The sequence below is a fragment of the Kitasatospora sp. NPDC001119 genome (assembly GCF_053598475.1).
This window is the reverse complement of the sequence record NZ_JBSFKI010000012.1, coordinates 148,900-168,740: the sequence shown is the minus strand read 5'-3', so window position 1 is coordinate 168,740 and position 19,841 is coordinate 148,900. Positions and strand designations below refer to the sequence as shown.

The following is a 19,841-nucleotide window of genomic DNA, read 5'->3' as shown; positions in this document are numbered from 1 at the left end:
TGGCCGGAAACGTGTGACCTGCCCATGCCACGGGGGGCGGCCCGGTTGCCGGGAATGCTCGGGCGGTCACCGTGCGTACGGGTGGGGGGTAAGGGGTCGGGCCAAATATTGCTCCTGACAGCCGAGGGGCCCGTACGGGGGCGTTTCGGCCCGGCGACGCCCGGCAGGACTGTCCAGCCCGAATCCGGACGGATGGCGGGCGGGGTGATCGGGATCGAGCCGCACCGGAAGTCGGCCGGGCCGACTTTTCACGCGGGCCCGGAGGAATGGGAGGAACGTTCATTCTCGGACGGGGGGAATCGCGCCGGGAAAAGCGGCGGGGACCAGCCGAAAACGCCCTCGCGCACAGGGGGGGTGGTTGAGGGGCCAGGGCCGGTCTTCGGACTCGCCTCTGCGGGGCGAACGACGGGAGTCCGAAGACAGGTCCTAGAGCAGCGGGGTGAGCCAGCGGCGGAGGAGTTCGGTGTAGCGGTCGGGGGCGGTGTTCCAGAGGGTGGCGTGGTCGGCGCCGGGGAAGGGCTGGAGGCTCACCACGTCGCGGCGGGCGGCGGCCAGCTTCTCGGCGGCGCCGAAGGGCGCGATCCGGTCCCCTGGGCTGTGCAGGAGGAGGGTCGGCACCCGCAGGTCGGTGCCGTCGGCGATGCGGCCGAAGTCGGCGAGGTCGACCCCGGTGCGGCCCTCGGCGGCGAGGGCGCCGAGCTCGGCGGCGACGCCCTGGAAGCCGGCCCGGGCGGCGTCCCGGCGGGCGGAGGCGGGCAGGTCGAGCACGGGCGAGTCGAGGATCAGACCGCGGACGGCGTGCGACCAGGCGGAGCGGGCCACGGTCTGCAGCACGATGGTCGCGCCGACGGACCAGCCGTACAGGATCACCTTGCCCGCGCCGCTGTCGAGCGCCAGCCGTACCGCCGCCTCGATGTCGCGCCACTCGGTCTCGCCGAAGTGGCTGAGCCCGTCCGGGGAGGCGGGGGCGCCCCGGTCGCCGCGGTAGGTGACGGCGAGGGCGGGCAGGCCGAGCCGGTCGAGGACGGGGAGCACCGGGAGGGTCTGCCGGCGGTCGTCGCCGGGGCCGTGCACCAGGATCACCCAGGTGCCGCGCTTGCCGTCGAGCCGCCAGGCGGGGAGGGCGCCGAGCTCGCCGTCGGCGGTGGTGTCGGCGAAGGCCAGGCCGAGCGCCTCGGTGGGGTCGCCGAGGTGGACCCGCGGGGTGAAGCGGACCTCCGTGCCGGGGACGAGGGTGCCCCGGTCGGCGCGGACCAGTCGGCGGGTGACGCCCTGTTCGTCGGCGTGCAGCACCTCCTCGACGACCGCGTGCCCGCCGTCCGCCCACTCCACCGCCCAGCGGCCGGGGCGCAGGCTCGCGGGGCCGCGGGTGAAGGTGACCCGGCCGGCGGCGAGGGCGCGGACCTGGACCGGCCCGGACTCCTGGACGGCGGTCACCGGACGGACCATCCGCTCGGAGGCCCGGCGGCCGACCACCAGCACGGCGGCCCCCACCGCGGCGGCCGCCACGACGGCGGCGGTTCCCCAACGCATCTCGCTCCCCGCTCTGTTGTTCACGGACGTCGTTCACGGACGTTCTTCACGGACCGGACGGTGTTCGAGCCCCAGTTCACCGGCGCTCCGCCCGACCGGCCACCGGGCTGGGCCGTCCGGGTCACCCGGCGGGCGCTCCCGGGGCGCTCAGGGCAGTACTCAGGGGGTGCCGGTGGCGGGGGTCGGGGCGGGGCCGCGCCGGGCGATCCGACCGGGCGTCAGCGGCGTCCCCGTGTGACCAACCCCTCCGTGACCTCGGTTGACTCCCGGTTCGGGCCCGTGATGGGATCCTGGGGCCAAACGGAGGCATGGAGAGGAAGCCGGTGGAAGTCCGGCGCGGTCCCGCCACTGTCACCGGGGAGCACGCTCGGAACATCGCCACGGCGGGCCGTCGACGGCCGCTGGAAGGCCCCGGGGGTGCGTTCGACCCGGAAGCCAGGAGACTCTCGCCGCCGTCACGTCGATCCAGGGCGCGGACCCTGAGTGAGGACACGCACGCGATGCAGGCTGCCCCGCCCGGCCGGACTCCGAGCTGCCCTCCGCCGTGCGGCCGATGACCCCGCGCGCGCCTTCCCCCGCTCCGCGCCCGCTGACCCGAGCCTCGCGCCCGCTGGCCCGCGCCGCCGTGTTCGCACTCGGCGCCGCCGCGGGCTACGCCGCCGACGCCCGCTTCGCCGACCCCCGCCGGGGCCACCCGGTGGCCTTCTTCGGCAGCGCCGCGACCCGGCTGGAGCGGCGGCTGTGGCGCGACGACCGCGCCGCCGGGGCCGGGTACACCGCGCTGTGCGTGGGCGCGGTCGCGGCGGGCGCGTTCGCCCTGGACCGTACGGTGGGCCGGCGCCCGCTGGGCCGGGCGGCGCTGGCGGCGGCCGCGACCTGGACGGTGCTTGGCGGCACCTCGCTGACCCGGGAGGCCCGCACCATCGGCCGCTCGCTGGCCGCCGGCGACCTCGCCGCCGCCCGGGAGCGGCTGCCGCACCTGTGCGGGCGGGACCCGAGCGCGCTGGACGGGCAGCAGATCGCCCGGGCGGTGGTCGAGTCGGTGGCCGAGAACACCGCCGACGCCGTGGTGAACGCGCTGACCTGGGGCGCCCTGGCCGGCACCCCCGGCCTGCTGGCCTTCCGCGCCGTGAACACCCTGGACGCCATGGTCGGCCACCGCTCGCCCCGCTACGCCCGGTTCGGCTGGGCCTCGGCCCGGCTGGACGACGTGGCGGGCTGGCCGGGCGCCCGGCTGACGGCGCTGCTGACGGTGGCCGCCGCCCCCGAGCCCCGGACCGCCTGGCGGGTCTGGCGGCGCGACGGCTCCGCGCACCCGAGCCCGAACGCGGGCCAGGCCGAATCGGCGTTCGCCGGCGCGGTGGGCGTCCGACTGGGCGGCACGCTGCGGTACGGGGAGCGGGTGGAGCACCGGCCCGTCCTGGGCGCGGAGCTGCGGCCGGTGACGGTGGACGACATCGAGCGGGCCTGCGCGCTCTCCCGGCGGGTGGGCGCACTGGCGCTGGGTACGACGGTCGCGGGGCACGTCCTGCTGCGGGCACTGCTGAAGAAGAGGGGACGGGCATGAGCAACGCACTGCTGGTCGCGGGGACGACCTCGGACGCGGGCAAGAGCGTGGTGACGGCCGGGATCTGCCGGTGGCTCGCCCGCCAGGGCGTGCGGGTCGCGCCGTTCAAGGCGCAGAACATGTCGCTCAACTCCTTCGTCACCGCCGACGGCGCCGAGATCGGCCGCGCCCAGGCGATGCAGGCGCAGGCCGCCCGGGTGGAGCCGGAGGCGGCGATGAACCCGGTGCTGCTCAAGCCGGGCGCGGACGGCCGCAGCCAGGTGGTGCTGCTCGGCCGGCCGGTGGCCGAGGTCGGCGCGCTGGACTACCGCGAGCGCAAGCCCGTCCTGCTGGAGCGCGCCCTGGAGTGCCTGGCCGACCTGCGCGGCCGCTACGACGTGGTGGTCTGCGAGGGCGCGGGATCGCCCGCCGAGATCAACCTGCGCGACCGCGACATCGCCAACATGGGCCTGGCCACGGCCGCCGCCCTGCCGGTGGTGGTGGTCGGGGACATCGACCGCGGCGGGGTCTTCGCGGCGATGTACGGGACGCTGGCGCTGCTGTCGGCGGAGGACCAGCGGCACGTGGCGGGCTGGTTCGTCAACAAGTTCCGCGGCGACGCGCGGCTGCTGGCGCCCGGGCTGGAGATGCTGCACGAGCTGACCGGCCGTCCGGTGCTGGGCACGCTGCCGATGCTGCCCGGGCTCTGGCTGGACGCCGAGGACTCGCTGGACCTGTCCACCGTGGCGGACCGGGCGGACGGGCCCGGGCCGCTCGGCGCGGACGTGCTGCGGGTGGCCGTGGTGCGCTTCCCCCGGCTGTCCAACTTCACCGACATGGACGCGCTCGCGCAGGAGCCGGGCGTGCTGGTCCGCTGGGCGACCAGGCCGGAGGAGCTGGCCGACGCCGACCTGGTGGTGCTGCCCGGTACCCGGGCCACCGTCGCGGACCTCGCCTGGCTGCGCGAGCGCGGCCTGGAGCCGGCCCTGAAGGCGCGGGTGGCGGCCGGACTGCCGGTCCTCGGGGTCTGCGGCGGCTACCAGATGCTGGCGCACTCGATCGTGGACGAGGTCGAGTCGAAGGCGGGCGCCGTCGACGGTCTCGGGCTGCTGCCGACGCACGTGCGGTTCGGCGTCGAGAAGGTGCTGGCGCGGCCGGTCGGCGAGGCGTTCGGGCAGCGGGTCGAGGGCTACGAGATCCACCACGGGGTGGTGACCGTGGAGGGGGGCAGCCCCTTCCTGGACGGCTGCCGGGTCGGCCCGGTCTGGGGCACCACCTGGCACGGCGCGCTGGAGAACGACGGGTTCCGCCGCGAACTCCTGCGCGAGGTCGCCGAGTTGTCCGGCCGGGCGTTCGTCCCGGCGCCGGACACCTCCTTCGCCGCGGCGCGCGAGGCCCGGCTGGACCGGCTGGGCGACCTGATCGAGGAGCACGCGGACACCGACGCGCTGTGGAAGCTGATCGAGGGCGGGGTGCCGGCGGCCGGATCGCTGCCGTTCCTCCCGCCCGGGGCCCCTGGGAGTGACGCATGAGCCGGACACGGGCACAGGGCTGGGCAGGACCGCCGAACCGGGCGGGGCGGCAGGGCCGGGCACGATCACAGAGTCAGGCACGACAGGACTGGGGTACGGCATGAGTGACGTCCGCTATCCGTTCACCGCGATCGTCGGCATGGCCGACCTGCGGCTCGGACTGCTGCTGAACGCGGTCTCCCCGGCCGTGGGCGGCGTGCTGGTGCGCGGCGAGAAGGGCACCGCGAAGTCGACCATGGTGCGCGCGCTGGCCGGCCTGCTGCCGTCCATCGCCACCGTGGACGACTGCCGCTTCGCCTGCGACCCGGCCGCGCCCGACCCGCAGTGCCCGGACGGGCCGCACGACTCCCCGTCCTCCTCCGAACGGCCCTCCCAGCTGGTGGAGTTGCCGGTCGGCGTGGCCGAGGACCGGATCGTCGGCTCGCTCGACCTGGAGCGGGCGCTGGCCGAGGGCGTCAAGGCCTACGAGCCCGGACTGCTCGCCCGGGCGCACCGCGGCGTGCTCTACATCGACGAGGTGAACCTGCTCCAGGACCACGTGGTGGACCTGCTGCTGGACGCCGCCGCGATGGGCCGCTCGTACGTCGAGCGCGAGGGCGTGTCGGTGCGGCACGCGGCCCGGTTCCTGCTGGTCGGCACCATGAACCCGGAGGAGGGCGAGCTGCGGCCGCAGCTGCTCGACCGGTTCGGCCTGACCGTCGAGATCGCCGCCACCCGGGACCCGGCCGAGCGCGCCGAGGTGGTCCGCCGCCGGCTCGGGTACGACGCGGACCCGGCCGGCTTCGCCGCGCGGTTCGCCGAGGAGGAGCGGGCGCTCGCCGAACGCATCACCGCCGCGCGGGAGTTGCTGCCCAAGGTCGAGCTGACCGATGTGGCGCTGCGTCAGATCACCGCCGTGTGCGCCGCGTTCGAGGTGGACGGGCTGCGCGCGGACATCGTGATGGCCCGCACCGCCGTCGCGCTGGCCGCCTGGGACGGGCGCGCCGAGGTGCTGGAGGAGGACGTCCGCAAGGCCGCCCAGCTGGCACTGCCGCACCGCCGCCGCCGCAACCCCTTCGACGCGCCCGGGCTGGACGAGGAGCAGCTGGACCGGACGCTGGAGGAGCACGCCCAGCAGGAGGAGCCGGAGCCCGAGGACGACGGGCCCGGCCCGGACGGCGACGGTGGCGGCAGCGACGACGGCGACGGGCCGGAGGGCGGCCCGGACGGGGGCGGCCCCGACGGCGGCGGCGCGCCCGAGCCGTCCGACGCCGGCCCCGAGGCGCCCGAGGCGCCCTCCCCCGAGGACCCCGCCTCCGATGGCCCCGAGGCACCCGCGCAGCCGCCCGTACCGGCCCAACACCCGGCCCCTACACGGGAGTCGGCGCCGGTCGCAGCCGGCGACCCGTACCGGACGCGGCTGTTCACCGTGAAGGGCACCGGGCACGGCGCCCAGGGCCGCCGCTCCCCCGCCGAGACCACCGGCGGGCACACCATCCGCGCCCGCCGCCCGCAGGGCGCGCTCGCCCGGCTGCACCTGACCGCGACCCTCCAGGCCGCCGCTCCGCACCAGGCCGCGCGCGGGCGCAGCGGGCGGGCGCTGGTGGTACACAAGGACGACTTCCGCGAACAGGTGCGCCAGGGACGGGAGTCCAACCTGGTGCTGTTCGTGGTGGACGCCTCCGGCTCGATGGCCGCCCGGCAGCGGATGACCGCCGTCAAGGGCGCGGTGCTGTCGCTGCTGATGGACGCCTACCAGCGCCGCGACAAGATCGGCATGATCACCTTCCGGGGCTCGGGCGCCGAGCTGGCACTGCCGCCCACCTCCTCGGTGGAGGTCGGCGCGGCCCGGCTGGAGTCGCTGCCCACCGGCGGGCGGACCCCGCTGGCCGCCGGCCTGCTGCGCGCCCATGAGGTGCTGCGGGTGGAGCGGCTGCGCGACCCGAGCCGGCGCCCGCTGCTGGTCGTGGTGACAGACGGCCGGGCCACCGGCGGGCGGGACGCGCTCGCCCAGTCGCGCCGCGCGGCCGCGCTGTTCGCGGCGCAGGGCACGGCCAGCGTGGTGCTGGACTGCGAGTCCGGCCCGGTCCGCCTGGGCCTGGCCCGCACCCTGGCCGGGCTGCTCGGCGGCACCGCCGTCAGCCTGGACGAGCTGCGCGCCGAGGGCGTGGCCTCGCTCGTCCGCGAGAACCGCGCCGCGGACCGCTCCGCGAACCGTTCGACCACTTCGATGCGAAAGGCGGCCTGAGCCGACATGCCCAAGGGAGTCCCCGAGAGCGTCCCCGACGACGGTCTGACGACCCGTCAGCGCCGCACGCTGCCGATCACCGCCGTGCACACCGGCCCCGGCAAGGGCAAGTCCACGGCCGCGTTCGGCATGGCGCTGCGGGCCTGGAACCAGGGCTGGCCGGTCGGGGTGTTCCAGTTCGTGAAGTCCGCCAAGTGGAAGGTCGGCGAGGAGAACGCGCTGCGCGTGCTCGGCGCCTCCGGCGAGGGCGGCACCGTCGACTGGCACAAGATGGGCTCCGGCTGGTCCTGGATCCAGCGCTCCGCCGAGCAGGAGATGTCCAGCGAGGAGGCGGCCAAGGAGGGCTGGGAGCAGGTCAAGCGCGACCTCGCGGCCGAGACCTACCGCTTCTACGTGCTCGACGAGTTCACCTACCCGATGCACTGGGGGTGGGTCGACCCGGACGAGGTGGTCGCCGTGCTCAAGGACCGCCCGGGCAGCCAGCACGTCGTCATCACCGGCCGGTACGCGCCCGAGGCGCTGACCGGCTTCGCCGACCTGGTCACCGAGATGACCAAGGTCAAGCACCCCATGGACGCCGGCCGCAAGGGCCAGCGCGGTATCGAGTGGTAGACCGTTGAGCAACATCCCCCGCCTCGTCGTCGCCGCGCCCTCCTCGGGCGCCGGCAAGACCACCGTCGCCACCGGCCTGATCGCGGCGCTCGCCGCGCGCGGGCTGGCGGTGTCGCCGCACAAGGTCGGCCCCGACTACATCGACCCGGGCTACCACGCGCTCGCCGCCGGGCGCCCGGGCCGCAACCTGGACGCCTTCATGTGCGGGCCGGAGCGGATCGCGCCGCTGTTCCTGCACGGCGCGGCGGGGGCGGACGTCGCCGTCGTCGAGGGGGTCATGGGCCTGTTCGACGGGGCCTCCGGGCGCGGCGAACTGGCCTCCACGGCGCACGTCGCCAAGCTGCTGCGGGCGCCGGTGGTACTGGTCGTGGACGGCTCCTCGCAGTCCCGCTCGGTGGCCGCGCTGGTGCACGGCTTCGCCTCCTGGGACCCGCAGGTGCGGCTGGCCGGGGTGATCCTCAACCGGGTCGCCTCCGACCGGCACGAGCACCTGCTGCGCGAGGCCCTGGAGGAGGGCTCCGGCGTGCCGGTGCTGGGCGCGCTGCGCCGCTCGACGGCGGTCGCCACACCCTCCCGCCACCTCGGGCTGATCCCGGCGGTGGAACGCTCGGCGGAGGCCCTCCGGGCGGTCGCCGACATGGGTGAACTGGTCGCCTCCTCGGTCGACTTGGACGCTCTGCTCGAACTCGCCCGGACGGCACCGGAGTTGGACGCCGAACCCTGGGACCCGTCGGCCGAGGTCACCCCGGTGGCCGGCCGGCCCCGGATCGCGGTGGCGGGCGGCGCGGCCTTCTCCTTCTCGTACGCCGAGAACGCCGAACTGCTCGGCGCGGCGGGCGCGGAGGTGGTCCCGTTCGACCCGCTGCACGCCTCCTCGCTGCCCGCCGGAACGGCCGGCCTGGTCATCGGCGGCGGCTTCCCCGAGCTGTACGTCCGCGAGCTGAGCGGCAACGCCCCGCTGCGCGCCGCCATCTCCGCGTTCGCCGCCGCGGGCGGGCCGGTCGCCGCCGAGTGCGCCGGACTGCTCTACCTGGGACGGGAGTTGGACAGCCTGCCGATGTGCGGCGTGCTGCCCGCCGACGCCCGGATGACCGAACGCCTCACCCTCGGCTACCGGGAGGCGGTCGCCCTGCACGACTCCCCGCTGGCCCCGGCCGGCACCAGGCTGCGCGGCCACGAGTTCCACCGCACGGTCTGCGAGCCCGGCGCGGGCGAACTCCCCGCCTGGGGCTGGCGCCTGCCGACCGGCCCCCGCACCGAGGGCTTCGCGAGCGGCAACGTGCACGCCTCCTACCTGCACCTGCACTGGGCGGGCGCACCGGCGGTGGCCGCCTCCTTCACCGCCGCGGCGGCGGCCTTCGCGGCGGGGGCGGCGTAGTCCGGGGCTTCGGCGGTGGGGGGCAGCGTTGATGGGGGGCGGTCGGGGCCGTGCGGTCCATGGCCGCACCCCTGTGGCGCCCCCGGGATAACGCCGCGACGACGCGGGGTGTGCGGCCGTAGGCTCCGCGCATGCATGTGATCGTTCTCAACGGCGGGTCCAGCTCCGGCAAGTCGAGCATCGCCCTGCGCCTGCAGGAGCTGCTGCCGGACCCCTGGCTGCACCTCGGCGCGGACACCATGGTCGAGGCGCTGCCGCCGTCGCTGCGCACCGGCGGCGAGGGCATCGGCGGGCTGGAGGACGGGGACGGGACGGTCGAGGTCGGCCCGGTCTTCGCCACCCTGGACGCCGCCTGGACGCTCGGGGTCGCGGCGATGGCCCGGGCCGGGGCCCGGATCGTGGTGGACGAGGTGTTCCTCGGCGGCGCCGCTTCGCAGGCCCGGTGGCGGTCGGCGCTGGAGGGCCTGGACGTGCTCTGGGTCGGGGTGCGCTGCGATCCGGCGGTGGCCGCGAAGCGGGAGGCCGCCCGCGGCGACCGGGCGGCCGGGATGGCCGCCGCGCAGGCCTCGCTGGTGCACGAGGGCGTCACGTACGACCTGGTCGTCGACACCTCGCAGGCCTCGGTGGACGACTGCGCCCGGCTCGTCGCCGGGCGGGTAACCTCCGACGGCTGAGGCCGCACCGTACCTGATGCCGCCGCCGGACCCGTCGCCGCCGCTACAGCGCGAGGGTCTGCCAGCCCCGGGTGATCTGGTCGTGGACGGCCGCCGGGTCCGGCGCCGTCGGCTGGGCCGCCGCCAGCGCCGCCAGCAGGGCCGTGCCGTCCGCCGGGCGCTGTTCGGGGGCCATGGCCAGCGCGCGGGTGACGACGGCGGCGAGCGCCGGATCGAGGGTTTGGACCGCCGCCAGCGCCGCGGGTTCGGGCCCGGTCTCCACGATCCGGCGGATCACCGCTCCCGTGTTGGTCGCCGCGAACGGGCTGGCGCCGTGCGCCGCGCACACCACGCAGCACGCCCAGGCCCACACGTCGGCCGCCGTACCGACCCGCTCCTCGCCGAACTGCTCCGGCGCCATGTACGTCAGGGTGCCCGGCCCGCCGCCGGTGGCGGTCAGCCGGGTGCCGTCCACGATCGCCGCGATGCCGAAGTCCAGCAGGCGCGGACCGGCCGTGGTCAGCATGATGTTGGCGGGCTTGAGGTCCCGGTGGACGAGCCCCAGCCGGTGCACCCCGGACAGCGCCACGGCCAGCGCCAGCGCGAGGGCCCGCAGCGCCTCGGCGGAGCGGATCGGCCCCTGCTCGCGCAGGTGGGCGTCCAACGGGCGGCCGTCCAGCAACTCCATGGCCAGGTACGGGCGTCCGGAGTCCACACCGGTGTCGAGCACCCGGGCGGTGTAGGCGCCGGGGACCATCGCCAGCACCTCGGACTCGCGCTGGAAGCGGCGCAACAGGTCGGCGTCGTCGAGGAGTTCGAGGTTGATGGTCTTGAGCGCGACCTGGGTGGCGGAGCCCTGGCGCTGGGCGAGGTAGACCGTGCCCATGCCGCCGGAGCCGATCCGGCCGAGGAGCTGGTAGCCGCCGATCGTGCGGGGCTCGTGAGCGCCGAGGGGGCTGCCGACGGGCGGCCTCGGCAGCACCGGCGGGGCGGCCGGGGCAGCCGGCACCGGAGGGGCGGGCTGCGCGAACTGCGTGGGGACGTACGGGGCCTGAGGCGGGGCGTACGGCGTCTGCGGCGGGACGTACGGCGCCCGCGCCGGCGCGGTGGGCACGTACGGGTTCGGCGACGCCGGGAACGCCTGGACCGCTTGGGCGGCCTGGGCCGCCTGGGCCACTCGGGCCTCTTCGGTGCGCACCGCCTCCGCGCCGACCGGCCTGGCCCGGCGGCTCGCCGCCATCGCGACGGCCTGGAACACCAGCGCGGCGACGATCAGCCCGACCGGCAGGAGGAACACGGCGAGCACCGCGCGGAGGGCGAGCAGGCCGGCTACCCGGGCCCGGGTCCGGCCGGCCCGCCACAGCCGAGGCGGCATGCCGACGGTCCACAGGTTGCGCTGGGTCAGGCACCAGAGCAGCAGCCAGAGCAGCAGGCAGACGACGAAGGAGGTGATGTACCAGGTCCGCGCCGAGTGGAGGGGCAGGTGCGAGACGATCGTGAGGTACCGCGCGTTGTAGACGTCGAACGACCGCCCCAGCCCCTCGAAGAGGACGCTGCTCCAGGCGCGCAGGACGGCCAGCACTCCCACCGCGGTCAGCAGACCCACCGTCAGTTCGCCGATCGTCGCGCCGGTGCCGCCCCGCGCACCTCCGGCCGGGTCCGCACCGGCGGCCGCCAACGCCCGGCGGCGCGTTGCCGCTTGGGCACGAACCAGCACCGGCAGCGTCGCCAGCCGCACCAGCAGCGCCACCCCGACCACCACCAGTACCGCGACGTCGAGCGTGTTCAGCATTTCTTCCCCCTGCCTGATCGGGCAGAGGGAGTATAGGCGGGCACCCCCGGGCCCCGGCCCTGCCGGGTCCCACCGGTCCTACCGGCTCCTACCGGTCGAGCAGCACGGCGAGGTAGCGGTCGATCTCCTCGCGCAGTTCCTCCGGCATCGGCACGTGCCAGTGCCCGCTGCCGGCCGTGGCGTTGAACAGCACGCCGTCGCACCAGCGGATCAACCGGCGGGCGTCCCCCGTGGGGTCGCCCGAGCCGGAGGCGGCGAGCAGCTCGGCGGCACGCTGGGCGAAGCGCGCGCCCAGGCGGTCGTAGAGGGTGCGCAGTTCGGGCCTGCGGGTGGCCTCCAGGGCGAGTTCCAGGCGGGCCAGGGTGAGCCGGCGGCCCTCCGTGAGAGCCCGGAAGAGCACCTCGGCGCCGACCTCGGCCAGAAGTTCGCGCGGCGGGACGGCGGCCTGCGGCAGTTCGCCCTCGGCGAGGACCGGGAAGTCGGCGGTCTCCCGCTCGACGATCCGGGTGAGCACGAGCTCCAGCAGGGCGGCCCTGGTCCGGGCGAGGTTGGAGGTCGAGCCGGCGGGCAGGCCGGACGCGTCGTCCACGGCGCGGTGGGTGAGCCCGCGCAGGCCGGCGTCGGCGATCAGGTCGATGGCGGCGTCGGCGATCAGGGTCGGGCGCGGGGGTGTCATGGGTCCGATCATGGCCTTTCCACTCGGGCTCCCCCAACTCACTACAGCCGTAGTTTACGGCTCACTACACATGTAGTAGCGTGCCGGACATCGGACACTACACCTGTAGTGGCCGGGTCGCGCGAGAAGAGGAGCCCCCTCATGGGCCTGCACCAGGCGATCGTCATCGGCGGCGGCATCGGCGGCCTCACCGCCGCCCTCGCCCTCCACCGGCAGGGCATCCCCGTACGCGTCCACGAACGCGCCGAATCCCTCGAACCCGTCGGCGCCGGGCTCGCCCTCGCCCCCAACGCCCTGCGCTCCCTCGACCGGCTCGGCGTCGGCGCGCGCCTGCGCGCCCTCGCCGCCCCGCACCCCGCCGTCGGGCTGCGCCACCCCTCCGGCCGCTGGCTCGCCCGCCTCGACACCACGGCCTTCGAGGCCCGCTTCGGCGACACCATCGCCGCCGTCGCCCGCGCCGACGTCATCGCCGCCCTGGTCGACGCGCTCCCGGAGGACACCGTCCGCACCGGCTCGCCCGCCACCCTCGTCACCCCCGGCAGCGCCACCGAGCCCGCCGTCCTGCGCACCGCCGACGGGGAGGAGACCGCCGACCTGGTCGTCGCCGCCGACGGCATCCGCTCCGCGACCCGGGCCCTGCTCTTCCCCCGCCACCCCGGCCCCCGCTACAGCGGCTTCACCACCTGGCGCGCCGTCGTCACCCCCGACCGCCGCCCGGCCGCCGTCGGCGAGGTGTGGGGCCGCGGCCGACTCGCCGGAGTCGTCCCGCTCGCCGACGGCCGGGTCTACGTCTACGGTGCCGCCCTCGCCCCGGCCGGCGAGCGGGCCGCCGACGGGGACGAGCGGGCCGAACTCCTGCGCCGGTTCGGCGACTGGTGCGCCCCCGTACCGCAGCTGTTCGCCCTGGCCGAGCCCGAACGCGTCCTGCGCCACGACGTCTGGGACCTCGCCGACCCGCTGCCCGCCCACCACCGCGGCCGGGTCGCCCTCCTCGGCGACGCCGCCCACGCGATGTGCCCCTTCCAGGGCCAGGGCGCCTGCCAGGCCATCGAGGACGCCGTCGTCCTCGCCTCCCTGCTCACCCCCGCCGCCGACCCGGCCGCCGCCCTGCCCGCCTACACCGCCGCCCGGCTCCCCCGCACCACCGCCGTCGTCGCCGCCTCCCGCCGCATCGGCGACCTCGTCGCCCTCCGCTCCCCCGCCGCCACCCTCCTGCGCGACACCGCCCTCACCCTCACCGGCCTCCTTCCCGCCCGCACCCTGCTGAACCGCTCGGCCGCGACCTTCAACTGGCAGCCGCCGACCCTGGGCCGAGCGGGATGAGGCGGACCGGGGCGAGGAGACCCTCAGCCGCCGGAGCCAAGGCCGGCTACGTGTCGGTGTCCTTGGGGTGCCGGGGCGAGGCGTAGACGAAGTGGACGGTGCGGGCCGCCTCGTCCACCAGGTACCGCACCCGGCCGCCCGCCGTCACCTCGTACTCCCATTGCGGCAGCTCGACCCCGCCGAAGACCCGGGTCGCCAGGCGCCCCCGGAGCCGGTGCTGCCGATCGGGGTCCCGCGCCGAGACGGCGGGACGTCGTCGCCGCGCTTGGGGCTCACGACTCGACCACCTCGCCGTGGTCGTCGCCGGGGAGGGGGCCGGTGAGCTCGGCCGCCAGTTCCGGATCCGCGAGGACCCTGGCGGTGGCGCGCCACTCGGCTATCACCCGGTGCAGGCCGGCGTGCACGTCCAGCTCGACGACGTCACGCGTCACGTCGACGAGGTCGACGACGAACTCCCGGATCTCCTCGGCCGACAGGTGCCTGACCCAGGGGAAGACCGCGGGAAAGGCCAGCAGCACGGCCCGCGCACCCTCATCGCTGCCGATCAGCGCGGCGAGCAGGCGCGCGGTGACGTCCGCGGTCTGCTCGCGCTGGCGGTCGTGGCGCTCGGTGGTGAGGTAGAGGTCCTCGCCGTCCCGCCGCGTGACGCGCACGCGCTGGGCCCGCTCCACGGTGTCCGCGACACGCTTGGAGTTCTTCGACAGCTCGGAGAACGACACGGTGAGGGTCGGCATGGTCCGACGGTAGTTCGGAGTACGTTCCGAAGTCCATCGCGACGAGGCCGTCGGGCGGCCCGTGTCGGTGGCGGTTGCGATGATGCGCGCCATGGATGACTCCGGCCGCCGCGCCATTGCCGAGTACTGGGACGCGGCCGCCGCGGCCTTCGACGAGGAGCCCGACCACGGGTTGCGGGCGGAGCCTGTGCGGGCGGCGTGGCTTCGGCGGGTGCGGGGGTGGGTGCCGGGCGGGGCGGCGGACGTGCTGGACGTCGGGTGCGGCACCGGCTCGCTGTCGCTGCTGCTCGCGGCGGACGGGCACCGGGTGACGGGCGTGGACCTGGCGCCGCGGATGGTCGGGCGGGCCAGGGCGAAGCTGGTCGCGGCGGGCCTGACGGCGCGGTTCCTGGTGGGTGACGCGGGCGCGCCGCCGCTCGGGGACGAGAGCTTCGACGTCCTGCTGTCGCGGCACCTGGTCTGGACGCTCCCCGAGCCCGAGCGGGCGCTGCGCGCCTGGGTGCGGCTGCTGCGGCCGGGCGGCCGGCTGGTCCTGGTCGAGGGCCGCTGGCGGGAGACCGGGCAGGCCACCGTTTCGCCGTACCCGGCCGGGGCGGGGCCGCTGCCGTGGGGCGGCGGGGTCGGGGCGGAGGAACTCGCGGCGGCCGTACGGCCGTTGGTCTCCGAGCTGCGGGTCGAGCCGCTCGCCGGGGAGGCCGAGCTGTGGGGCGGCCCGGTGAACGACGAGCGGTACGCGCTGGTCGCACGCCGTTGAGCGGCCCGGTCGGGCAGCCCGATCGGACCTCCCGGCCAGACGGCCCGGTCAGACGGGCTGGCCGAAGGTACCGGTGAGCGGGTCGGAGTGGTGACAGGCGGCGCAGCGCAGCCGGGTGTAGATCGCCACCGCGCCCATGAAGACGTCCTCGCGCCCGTCGGCCGGGGACGTGGAGGCGGCGGGTTCCCCGCAGTCCAGGCAGACCCGGCGGGGGCGGGCGGCGATCGAGCAGGCGCGGCAGATCAGGTGGGTCGGGTGTTCCGCGTGCACGACGACGGGCTGCGGCCCGCCGTACAGCAGGTGGTCGCACCAGGTGCAGGACTCGTCCCGCTGCGACGCCAGCATCCGGGCGCGGGTCTCCTGCTGCCACTTCGCCGCCTCCTGCAGAGGCACCTTGACCGGCGGCCCCCACCCGGAGGCGGTCAGCCACTGGGCACCCTCGGTGCCGGCGGCCCGCAGCTGGTCGCCGACGGCGATGTCCCTGGGGGTCTTCTCTTTCATCGGGGCCTCTCCTCCGGTGGGCTTCCGCAGGGGATAACGCCGCCGGGACACCGCTGGACACGCCGCCCGCGCCCGCCCCTGGAGGCACCGGCCCGGCTCAGAGGAGCGGCTCGGTGTCCCCGTGCGCGATGAGGAGCTTGCGCAGCAGGGCGTCGAGCCGGTTGCGCTCGTCCGCGTCGAGGGCCGAGAGGATGCGCTCCTCGTTGCGGACGTGACCGGCCAGGGCCCCGTCGATCAGTTCCTTGCCGGCCGGGGTGAGGCGGACCAGGACGGCCCGGCGGTCGGTCGGGCAGGGGTTGCGCTCGACCAGTCCCTTGGCGGACAGCCGGTCGACCCGGTTGGTGATGGCCCCGGAGGTGACCATCGCGGACTTGAGCAGCGCGCGGGCGTTGAGCTCGTACGGCTCGCCGGAGCGGCGCAGGGTGGCCAGCACGTCGAACTCGGAGGAGTCCAGGCCGCAGGCGGTGAAGTACTCGCGCAGGGCGTTGTCGACCCGGACGTTGAGCCGTCGCAGCCGGCCGATCAGAGCCATCGGCCCGGCGTCCAGCTCGGGGCGGGCCCGGGCCCACTGCTCGACGATGTCGTCCACGGTGTCGCGCTGCTGCATGCCCGCCGCCCTTCCGGAGCCGTCTGTCCGTAGCCGTCCGGTGTCCGCTGCCCACCCGACGTAGATATCTTAACATTCACATACTTGACGTTCGCGGATCCCCGGCGTAGAAATTATCTCAACGTTCAGATAATCAACGTTCAGGGGGACGTCATGGCCGTCATGGACCGCAAGCGCGCGGGGATCGCCGCCACCGCCGCACTCGCCCCGGCCGCGTGGGGCACCACCTACCTCGTCACCACCCAGCTGCTGCCCGACGGCCGCCCGCTGCTGCTCGCCGCACTCCGTGCGCTCCCGGCCGGACTGCTCCTGCTGCTGATCGGCCGCCGACTTCCCAAGGGGCGCTGGTGGGGGCGCGCGGCCGTGCTCGGGATGCTCAACATCGGGCTGTTCTTCCCGCTGATGTTCGTCGGCGCCTACCGCCTGCCCGGCGGCGTCGCCGCCACCATCGGGGCGATCCAGCCGCTGCTCGTCGCCGGGTTCTCGATCGGCGTGCTGCGGGTGCGACCCGGACGGCGGGCGGTGATCGCCGGACTGGTCGGGGTCGGCGGAGTGGCCCTGCTGGTGCTCAAGAGCGGCGCCCGGCTGGACGGCGTCGGCATCGCCTCGATGGTCGCCGGGATCTCGCTGATGGCCATGGGCACCGTCCTCACCCGCCGCTGGGGCCGCCCCGAGGGCGCCACCCTGCTCGACCTCACCGGCTGGCAGCTCCTGGCCGGCTCGGTCTTCCTCGTCCCGCTCGCCGCCCTGGTCGAGGGCGCACCGCCCGCCCTGAGCGCCGCCAACCTGGCCGGCTTCGCCTACCTCGGCCTGTTCGGCACCGCGCTCGCCTACTCCCTCTGGTTCCGCGGCATCGAGCACCTCGGCGCCGGCCCGGCCTCCTTCCTCGGCCTGATCAACCCGGTCGTCGCCACCCTCGGCGGCCTCCTCGTCCTCGGCCAGACCCTCACCCCCTGGCAGGTCCTCGGCCTCCTCCTCGCCCTCGCCGCCATGCTCGTCGGCCAGGCCCCCACCCGCCGCACCCCAACCCCGGCCCCGACCACCACCCCCTCCACAGCCGCGGCCGAGCCCCCCACCCCCCGCCCCGAACCGGCCACCGCCGCCCGCTGACCAACCCCTCCCGAACGCCCGCCGGCTACCCGCCCGCGGGCGTTCGGCCGTTCCCGGCCTCTCGGCCCCGCCCGGTCTCCGGACCGGGGCGTACGGCGCTCCCGTGCGGGTAGGGAGCCGTTGGCCCGACTCGACCAGAGCGGGAGGAAGGGGACTGCCCGATGGTCGATTCCGACGGATTGCACTCCGCGATCGCCGCACAGATCGAAGCGTTCACGACGGCCGGCGGCACAGGCGTGCGCAGCGTCCTGGTGAAGACGCTCGACGGCCCCCGGCTCACCGTCGCCCACCGGGCGGACCTGGTGCTTCCTGCGGCGAGCCTGACCAAGATGATCCTCGGGGTGGCCCTCTTCGACTCGGCCGAACGCGGCGAGCTCGACCCCGATGAGCGCGTCCGGATCGGGGCCCTCCCGGGCACGATGTACCCGAGTGTGCTGCAGGCCCTCGACCCCGATTCGACCGTCACCGTACGGGAGTTGTGCGGGTTCGCCCTGGTGACCAGCGACAATCCGGCAGCCGAGCACGTACGCGCCGTCCTGGGCCAGGAGCGGATCGACGCCACGATCAAGGCCGTCGGACTGCACAGCACGACCTTCCCTGCCGGGTTCTCCGAGCGGGAACTCGGTCCGCTCGGCCGGGCCAACACCACGACCGCCGAGGACATGCTGAGGCTGGTCGAGTACATCGACCGGACGCCCCACCTCGAGCCGGTCCGCCGCTACCTGGTCAACTACCTGCGCAACGACCGGATTCCGTCCCGCCTGGACGACGACGTCCCGGTCCGGCACAAGACCGGAAGCCTGCGCGGCATCGTGAACGACGCGGGCATCGTCCTGCATCCCGCACACCGCGTCGCCATGGTCTTTCTGACCGAGGGGCAGGCGGACAACATTCGTACGGCACAGGAGATCGGGGAGGTCTCCGAACGCATCGTCCGGATCATCACAGAGGGGTCGGCGCTCTGACGCGGCCCACGGGGGTGGCGCGTGGCCTTGCCTCGTGAACGACAACTGCGCAAGATCCTCGCGCTGATCAACACCCTCGCATTGACGGTGGGGCTGGTCTGCGTGGTGACCGCGGCACTGATGACCCACCAGCAGGTCCTCGCCACCGTCCTCAGCCTCATCGGCGGCGCCTTCGTGTCGGCGGCGGCCGTCACCCTCGCGATCGGCTCCCTCACCGTACGGGAGACCACGGAACAGGTGGACAGCGCCGTGCTTCGCGGCATGCAGGACGTCCTCGGTCCGGTGCGCGACCCGCTGTTCGCCGGAGCGCTGTCCGCCTACCGCTACGACTGCCTGCTCTCGCCCGCACCAAACGGCGACGCCCATCCGGACTACCTCTACCAGAGCTTCCGGATCTCCTACCGGATCGAGGCCCTGCCCGGAACGGTGACGATCGCCTGCCTCGCCTCCAACGACGACGCCGGACTGGACGGCTTCACCGGGCCCGAGTGCCTGCTCCGGTGGATGATCGACGACAACCTGGATCCGGACGACCCGGAAGTCTTCACGGTCGGCGCGGTCCGGGTGGACAACCGCGAACTGGAACGCGCGCCCGCCACGCACGAGGACGTCGTCGGCGGACGCGCCAGGGTCGAACACTTCCCGGTACCGCGCGAGGTTCAGGCCACCGCGGGCCACCTGGTGGAGCTGAGCGTCACGGCACGCAAGTTCGTGGGAAACGACCGACGGATTCGCGTCCAGGCCCAGGTGTTCCGCCATGTCACCGATGCCGAGTACCGGCTCACCGTTGATCCCGCGCTCCGGCCGACCCGCCTGAGCGTGAACGCGTCGGAGATCAGCGCGCTCGGGGCCGCCCACGGTGCGAGCGTCCGGGCCACCTTCCCCGCGCCGTTCAACAACACCGCCGGGCTGATCCAGCTCCCGTTCCCGCTCCAACCCGGCAGCGTCATGGCCTTCACCATCGACCGACACGTGGCCTGACCCGGCGCCCGGCGGGGGTCAGCCGGTGGCGCGGATGTAGATGTCGGCGGCGCCGGGGAGGCCGCCGGAGATGGTGGCGACGTAGATGCGGCGGGCGGTGGGGGTGTGGGTGGGGAGGGCGGTGGGGCTGGGGGTGGGGGTCCAGGTGGGGCTCGGGGTGGGGTCGTCGGGGGTGGGCTCGTCCGGGGCGGCGGGCTCGTCCGGGACGGGGTCCGGGGCGGGGGCGACCACGGGGGCCGGGTCGGCGGGGTCGGCGGGCTCGGCGAGGGGGTCGTCGGACTCCGGGGCGGGGGTGGCCTCCGGGGACGGGCTCTCGGCGGGGGTGGGGGTGGCCGAGGGGGTGGGGGCGGCGGCGGGCGGCGGCGGGGAGTCGGGGAGTTCCGGGGCCTCGGCCGGCTCGTCGCCGCCGAGGGCGGCGAGCAGGTCGGCGGGCAATGGGGCGACCGGGCCGGGCGCGGGGAGGTCGTAGGCGCTGAGGAAGTCGCCGAGGCCGGGGGCCCGGCCGCCGCCGAGGCGGTAGTGCAGGTAGGCGACCGGGGCGCCGTCGGAGGTGTGGGTGTAGACGGCGCCGACGGGGACGTAGAAGCGGCCGACGCCGGGGTGCTGGGAGGGGTGGAGCCCGGCCAGGCGTTCGGCGCGGTCGCGGTCGGTCTCGCGGCCGGTGCCGCCGGCGGTGAGCGCGTTGACGCCGCGCACCACGAGGGCGGCGGCGACGGACACGCACAGCACCAGCCCGACGGCGACGGTGCGCCGCAGGACCGGGCGGCCGTGCAGGGCTGGCCACGAGTCGGTCACCGTGCGCTCGGGTGGGATGCCGTCCACGGTTGTCTTGCTCCCCCGTTCGGTCAGAACGCTCGATCAGGACGTCTGATCAGGACATTTGTTCGAGGTGCCTGATCGGGACGTCACACTCTGCT

18 protein-coding genes and 1 riboswitch are annotated in these 19,841 nt (G+C 75.4%); of the genes, 11 read left to right on the top strand and 7 right to left on the bottom strand.

What is annotated here, in order from left to right; all coding sequences use genetic code 11:
* Positions 1 to 426 precede the first annotated feature (426 nt).
* Positions 427 to 1,533 carry an alpha/beta hydrolase family protein gene (locus tag ACWDD9_RS17435; RefSeq protein ID WP_449811969.1) on the bottom strand — a complete coding sequence of 369 codons (1,107 nt, stop codon included), beginning with the start codon at positions 1,531 to 1,533 and terminating at the stop codon, positions 427 to 429.
* A 314-nt stretch (positions 1,534 to 1,847) separates the two neighbouring features.
* Positions 1,848 to 1,978: riboswitch (cobalamin riboswitch) on the top strand.
* Between the two features lie 108 nt (positions 1,979 to 2,086).
* Between ACWDD9_RS17435 and ACWDD9_RS17430 the strand changes: the two genes are divergently transcribed.
* The 6 genes from ACWDD9_RS17430 to cpt all read left to right on the top strand — a co-directional run bounded on the left by ACWDD9_RS17430 (position 2,087) and on the right by cpt (position 9,502).
* A complete protein-coding gene (locus ACWDD9_RS17430; protein WP_375873284.1) occupies positions 2,087 to 3,100 on the top strand; it encodes a cobalamin biosynthesis protein in 1,014 nt (337 codons plus the stop codon).
* Positions 3,097 to 4,611: a cobyric acid synthase gene (locus tag ACWDD9_RS17425; protein WP_388045939.1), complete on the top strand. Its 1,515-nt coding sequence runs from the start codon at positions 3,097 to 3,099 to the stop codon at positions 4,609 to 4,611. The genes ACWDD9_RS17430 and ACWDD9_RS17425 overlap by 4 nt, the downstream gene beginning before the upstream one ends.
* Positions 4,612 to 4,711: 100 nt before the next feature.
* Complete coding sequence (locus ACWDD9_RS17420) at positions 4,712 to 6,838, top strand: putative cobaltochelatase (RefSeq protein ID WP_449811968.1); 2,127 nt, start codon at positions 4,712 to 4,714, stop codon at positions 6,836 to 6,838.
* 6 nt (positions 6,839 to 6,844) lie between these two features.
* On the top strand, positions 6,845 to 7,450 hold the full coding sequence (gene cobO, locus ACWDD9_RS17415) for a cob(I)yrinic acid a,c-diamide adenosyltransferase (RefSeq protein WP_049655361.1): 606 nt from the start codon (positions 6,845 to 6,847) through the stop codon (positions 7,448 to 7,450).
* A 4-nt stretch (positions 7,451 to 7,454) separates the two neighbouring features.
* Positions 7,455 to 8,828, top strand: a complete 1,374-nt coding sequence (locus ACWDD9_RS17410; RefSeq protein ID WP_449811967.1) for a cobyrinate a,c-diamide synthase — start codon at positions 7,455 to 7,457, stop codon at positions 8,826 to 8,828.
* Between the two features lie 137 nt (positions 8,829 to 8,965).
* A complete protein-coding gene (cpt, locus tag ACWDD9_RS17405) occupies positions 8,966 to 9,502 on the top strand; it encodes a chloramphenicol phosphotransferase CPT (RefSeq protein WP_449811990.1) in 537 nt (178 codons plus the stop codon).
* A 43-nt stretch (positions 9,503 to 9,545) separates the two neighbouring features.
* Here cpt and ACWDD9_RS17400 read toward each other — a convergent pair whose 3' ends face one another.
* Positions 9,546 to 11,273: a serine/threonine-protein kinase gene (locus ACWDD9_RS17400; RefSeq protein ID WP_449811966.1), complete on the bottom strand. Its 1,728-nt coding sequence runs from the start codon at positions 11,271 to 11,273 to the stop codon at positions 9,546 to 9,548.
* Between the two features lie 88 nt (positions 11,274 to 11,361).
* Complete coding sequence (locus tag ACWDD9_RS17395; RefSeq protein ID WP_388045946.1) at positions 11,362 to 11,949, bottom strand: TetR/AcrR family transcriptional regulator; 588 nt, start codon at positions 11,947 to 11,949, stop codon at positions 11,362 to 11,364.
* A gap of 141 nt (positions 11,950 to 12,090) precedes the next feature.
* On the opposite strand from ACWDD9_RS17395, the gene ACWDD9_RS17390 reads away from it, so the two are divergent.
* On the top strand, positions 12,091 to 13,272 hold the full coding sequence (locus tag ACWDD9_RS17390) for an FAD-dependent monooxygenase (protein ID WP_449811965.1): 1,182 nt from the start codon (positions 12,091 to 12,093) through the stop codon (positions 13,270 to 13,272).
* A 272-nt stretch (positions 13,273 to 13,544) separates the two neighbouring features.
* Here the strand turns inward: ACWDD9_RS17390 and ACWDD9_RS17385 are convergent, their stop codons facing one another.
* Positions 13,545 to 14,006 (bottom strand): prevent-host-death family protein, encoded by a 462-nt coding sequence (locus tag ACWDD9_RS17385; protein ID WP_449811964.1) that lies wholly within the window; start codon positions 14,004 to 14,006, stop codon positions 13,545 to 13,547.
* Between the two features lie 82 nt (positions 14,007 to 14,088).
* Here ACWDD9_RS17385 and ACWDD9_RS17380 point away from each other — a divergent pair, with 82 nt between their 5' ends.
* Positions 14,089 to 14,760, top strand: coding sequence for a class I SAM-dependent methyltransferase (locus ACWDD9_RS17380; protein ID WP_449811989.1), 672 nt, complete (start codon positions 14,089 to 14,091; stop codon positions 14,758 to 14,760).
* Positions 14,761 to 14,808: 48 nt separating this feature from the next.
* Here the strand turns inward: ACWDD9_RS17380 and ACWDD9_RS17375 are convergent, their stop codons facing one another.
* The gene (locus ACWDD9_RS17375) at positions 14,809 to 15,261 is read right to left on the bottom strand and encodes a hypothetical protein (RefSeq protein ID WP_049655346.1); all 453 of its coding nucleotides are present in this window, start codon (positions 15,259 to 15,261) and stop codon (positions 14,809 to 14,811) included.
* A gap of 97 nt (positions 15,262 to 15,358) precedes the next feature.
* Positions 15,359 to 15,868, bottom strand: coding sequence for a MarR family winged helix-turn-helix transcriptional regulator (locus tag ACWDD9_RS17370; RefSeq protein ID WP_375873277.1), 510 nt, complete (start codon positions 15,866 to 15,868; stop codon positions 15,359 to 15,361).
* A gap of 162 nt (positions 15,869 to 16,030) precedes the next feature.
* On the opposite strand from ACWDD9_RS17370, the gene ACWDD9_RS17365 reads away from it, so the two are divergent.
* From ACWDD9_RS17365 to ACWDD9_RS17355, 3 genes are all read left to right on the top strand, one after another.
* Entirely contained in the window at positions 16,031 to 16,978 is a 948-nt protein-coding gene (locus ACWDD9_RS17365; protein WP_117492054.1) for an EamA family transporter, read from the top strand.
* 161 nt (positions 16,979 to 17,139) lie between these two features.
* A complete protein-coding gene (locus tag ACWDD9_RS17360) occupies positions 17,140 to 17,943 on the top strand; it encodes a serine hydrolase (RefSeq protein ID WP_449811962.1) in 804 nt (267 codons plus the stop codon).
* A gap of 27 nt (positions 17,944 to 17,970) precedes the next feature.
* On the top strand, positions 17,971 to 18,924 hold the full coding sequence (locus ACWDD9_RS17355) for a hypothetical protein (RefSeq protein ID WP_449811961.1): 954 nt from the start codon (positions 17,971 to 17,973) through the stop codon (positions 18,922 to 18,924).
* Positions 18,925 to 18,942: 18 nt separating this feature from the next.
* On the opposite strand, the gene ACWDD9_RS17350 is transcribed toward ACWDD9_RS17355, so the two are convergent.
* Entirely contained in the window at positions 18,943 to 19,746 is an 804-nt protein-coding gene (locus tag ACWDD9_RS17350; RefSeq protein WP_449811960.1) for a hypothetical protein, read from the bottom strand.
* Between the last annotated feature and the right edge of the window lie 95 nt (positions 19,747 to 19,841).

What these genes read in the sequence shown, in the direction of transcription:
- ACWDD9_RS17435 (WP_449811969.1), bottom strand. Translation starts at nt 1,533, where the DNA reads ATGCGTTGGGGAACCGCCGCCGTCGTGGCGGCCGCCGCGGTGGGGGCC.
- ACWDD9_RS17430 (WP_375873284.1), top strand. Translation starts at nt 2,087, where the DNA reads ATGACCCCGCGCGCGCCTTCCCCCGCTCCGCGCCCGCTGACCCGAGCC.
- ACWDD9_RS17425 (WP_388045939.1), top strand. Translation starts at nt 3,097, where the DNA reads ATGAGCAACGCACTGCTGGTCGCGGGGACGACCTCGGACGCGGGCAAG.
- ACWDD9_RS17420 (WP_449811968.1), top strand. Translation starts at nt 4,712, where the DNA reads ATGAGTGACGTCCGCTATCCGTTCACCGCGATCGTCGGCATGGCCGAC.
- cobO (WP_049655361.1), top strand. Translation starts at nt 6,845, where the DNA reads ATGCCCAAGGGAGTCCCCGAGAGCGTCCCCGACGACGGTCTGACGACC.
- ACWDD9_RS17400 (WP_449811966.1), bottom strand. Translation starts at nt 11,273, where the DNA reads ATGCTGAACACGCTCGACGTCGCGGTACTGGTGGTGGTCGGGGTGGCG.
- ACWDD9_RS17395 (WP_388045946.1), bottom strand. Translation starts at nt 11,949, where the DNA reads ATGACACCCCCGCGCCCGACCCTGATCGCCGACGCCGCCATCGACCTG.
- ACWDD9_RS17390 (WP_449811965.1), top strand. Translation starts at nt 12,091, where the DNA reads ATGGGCCTGCACCAGGCGATCGTCATCGGCGGCGGCATCGGCGGCCTC.
- ACWDD9_RS17385 (WP_449811964.1), bottom strand. Translation starts at nt 14,006, where the DNA reads ATGCCGACCCTCACCGTGTCGTTCTCCGAGCTGTCGAAGAACTCCAAG.
- ACWDD9_RS17380 (WP_449811989.1), top strand. Translation starts at nt 14,089, where the DNA reads ATGCGCGCCATGGATGACTCCGGCCGCCGCGCCATTGCCGAGTACTGG.
- ACWDD9_RS17375 (WP_049655346.1), bottom strand. Translation starts at nt 15,261, where the DNA reads ATGAAAGAGAAGACCCCCAGGGACATCGCCGTCGGCGACCAGCTGCGG.
- ACWDD9_RS17370 (WP_375873277.1), bottom strand. Translation starts at nt 15,868, where the DNA reads ATGCAGCAGCGCGACACCGTGGACGACATCGTCGAGCAGTGGGCCCGG.
- ACWDD9_RS17365 (WP_117492054.1), top strand. Translation starts at nt 16,031, where the DNA reads ATGGACCGCAAGCGCGCGGGGATCGCCGCCACCGCCGCACTCGCCCCG.
- ACWDD9_RS17360 (WP_449811962.1), top strand. Translation starts at nt 17,140, where the DNA reads ATGGTCGATTCCGACGGATTGCACTCCGCGATCGCCGCACAGATCGAA.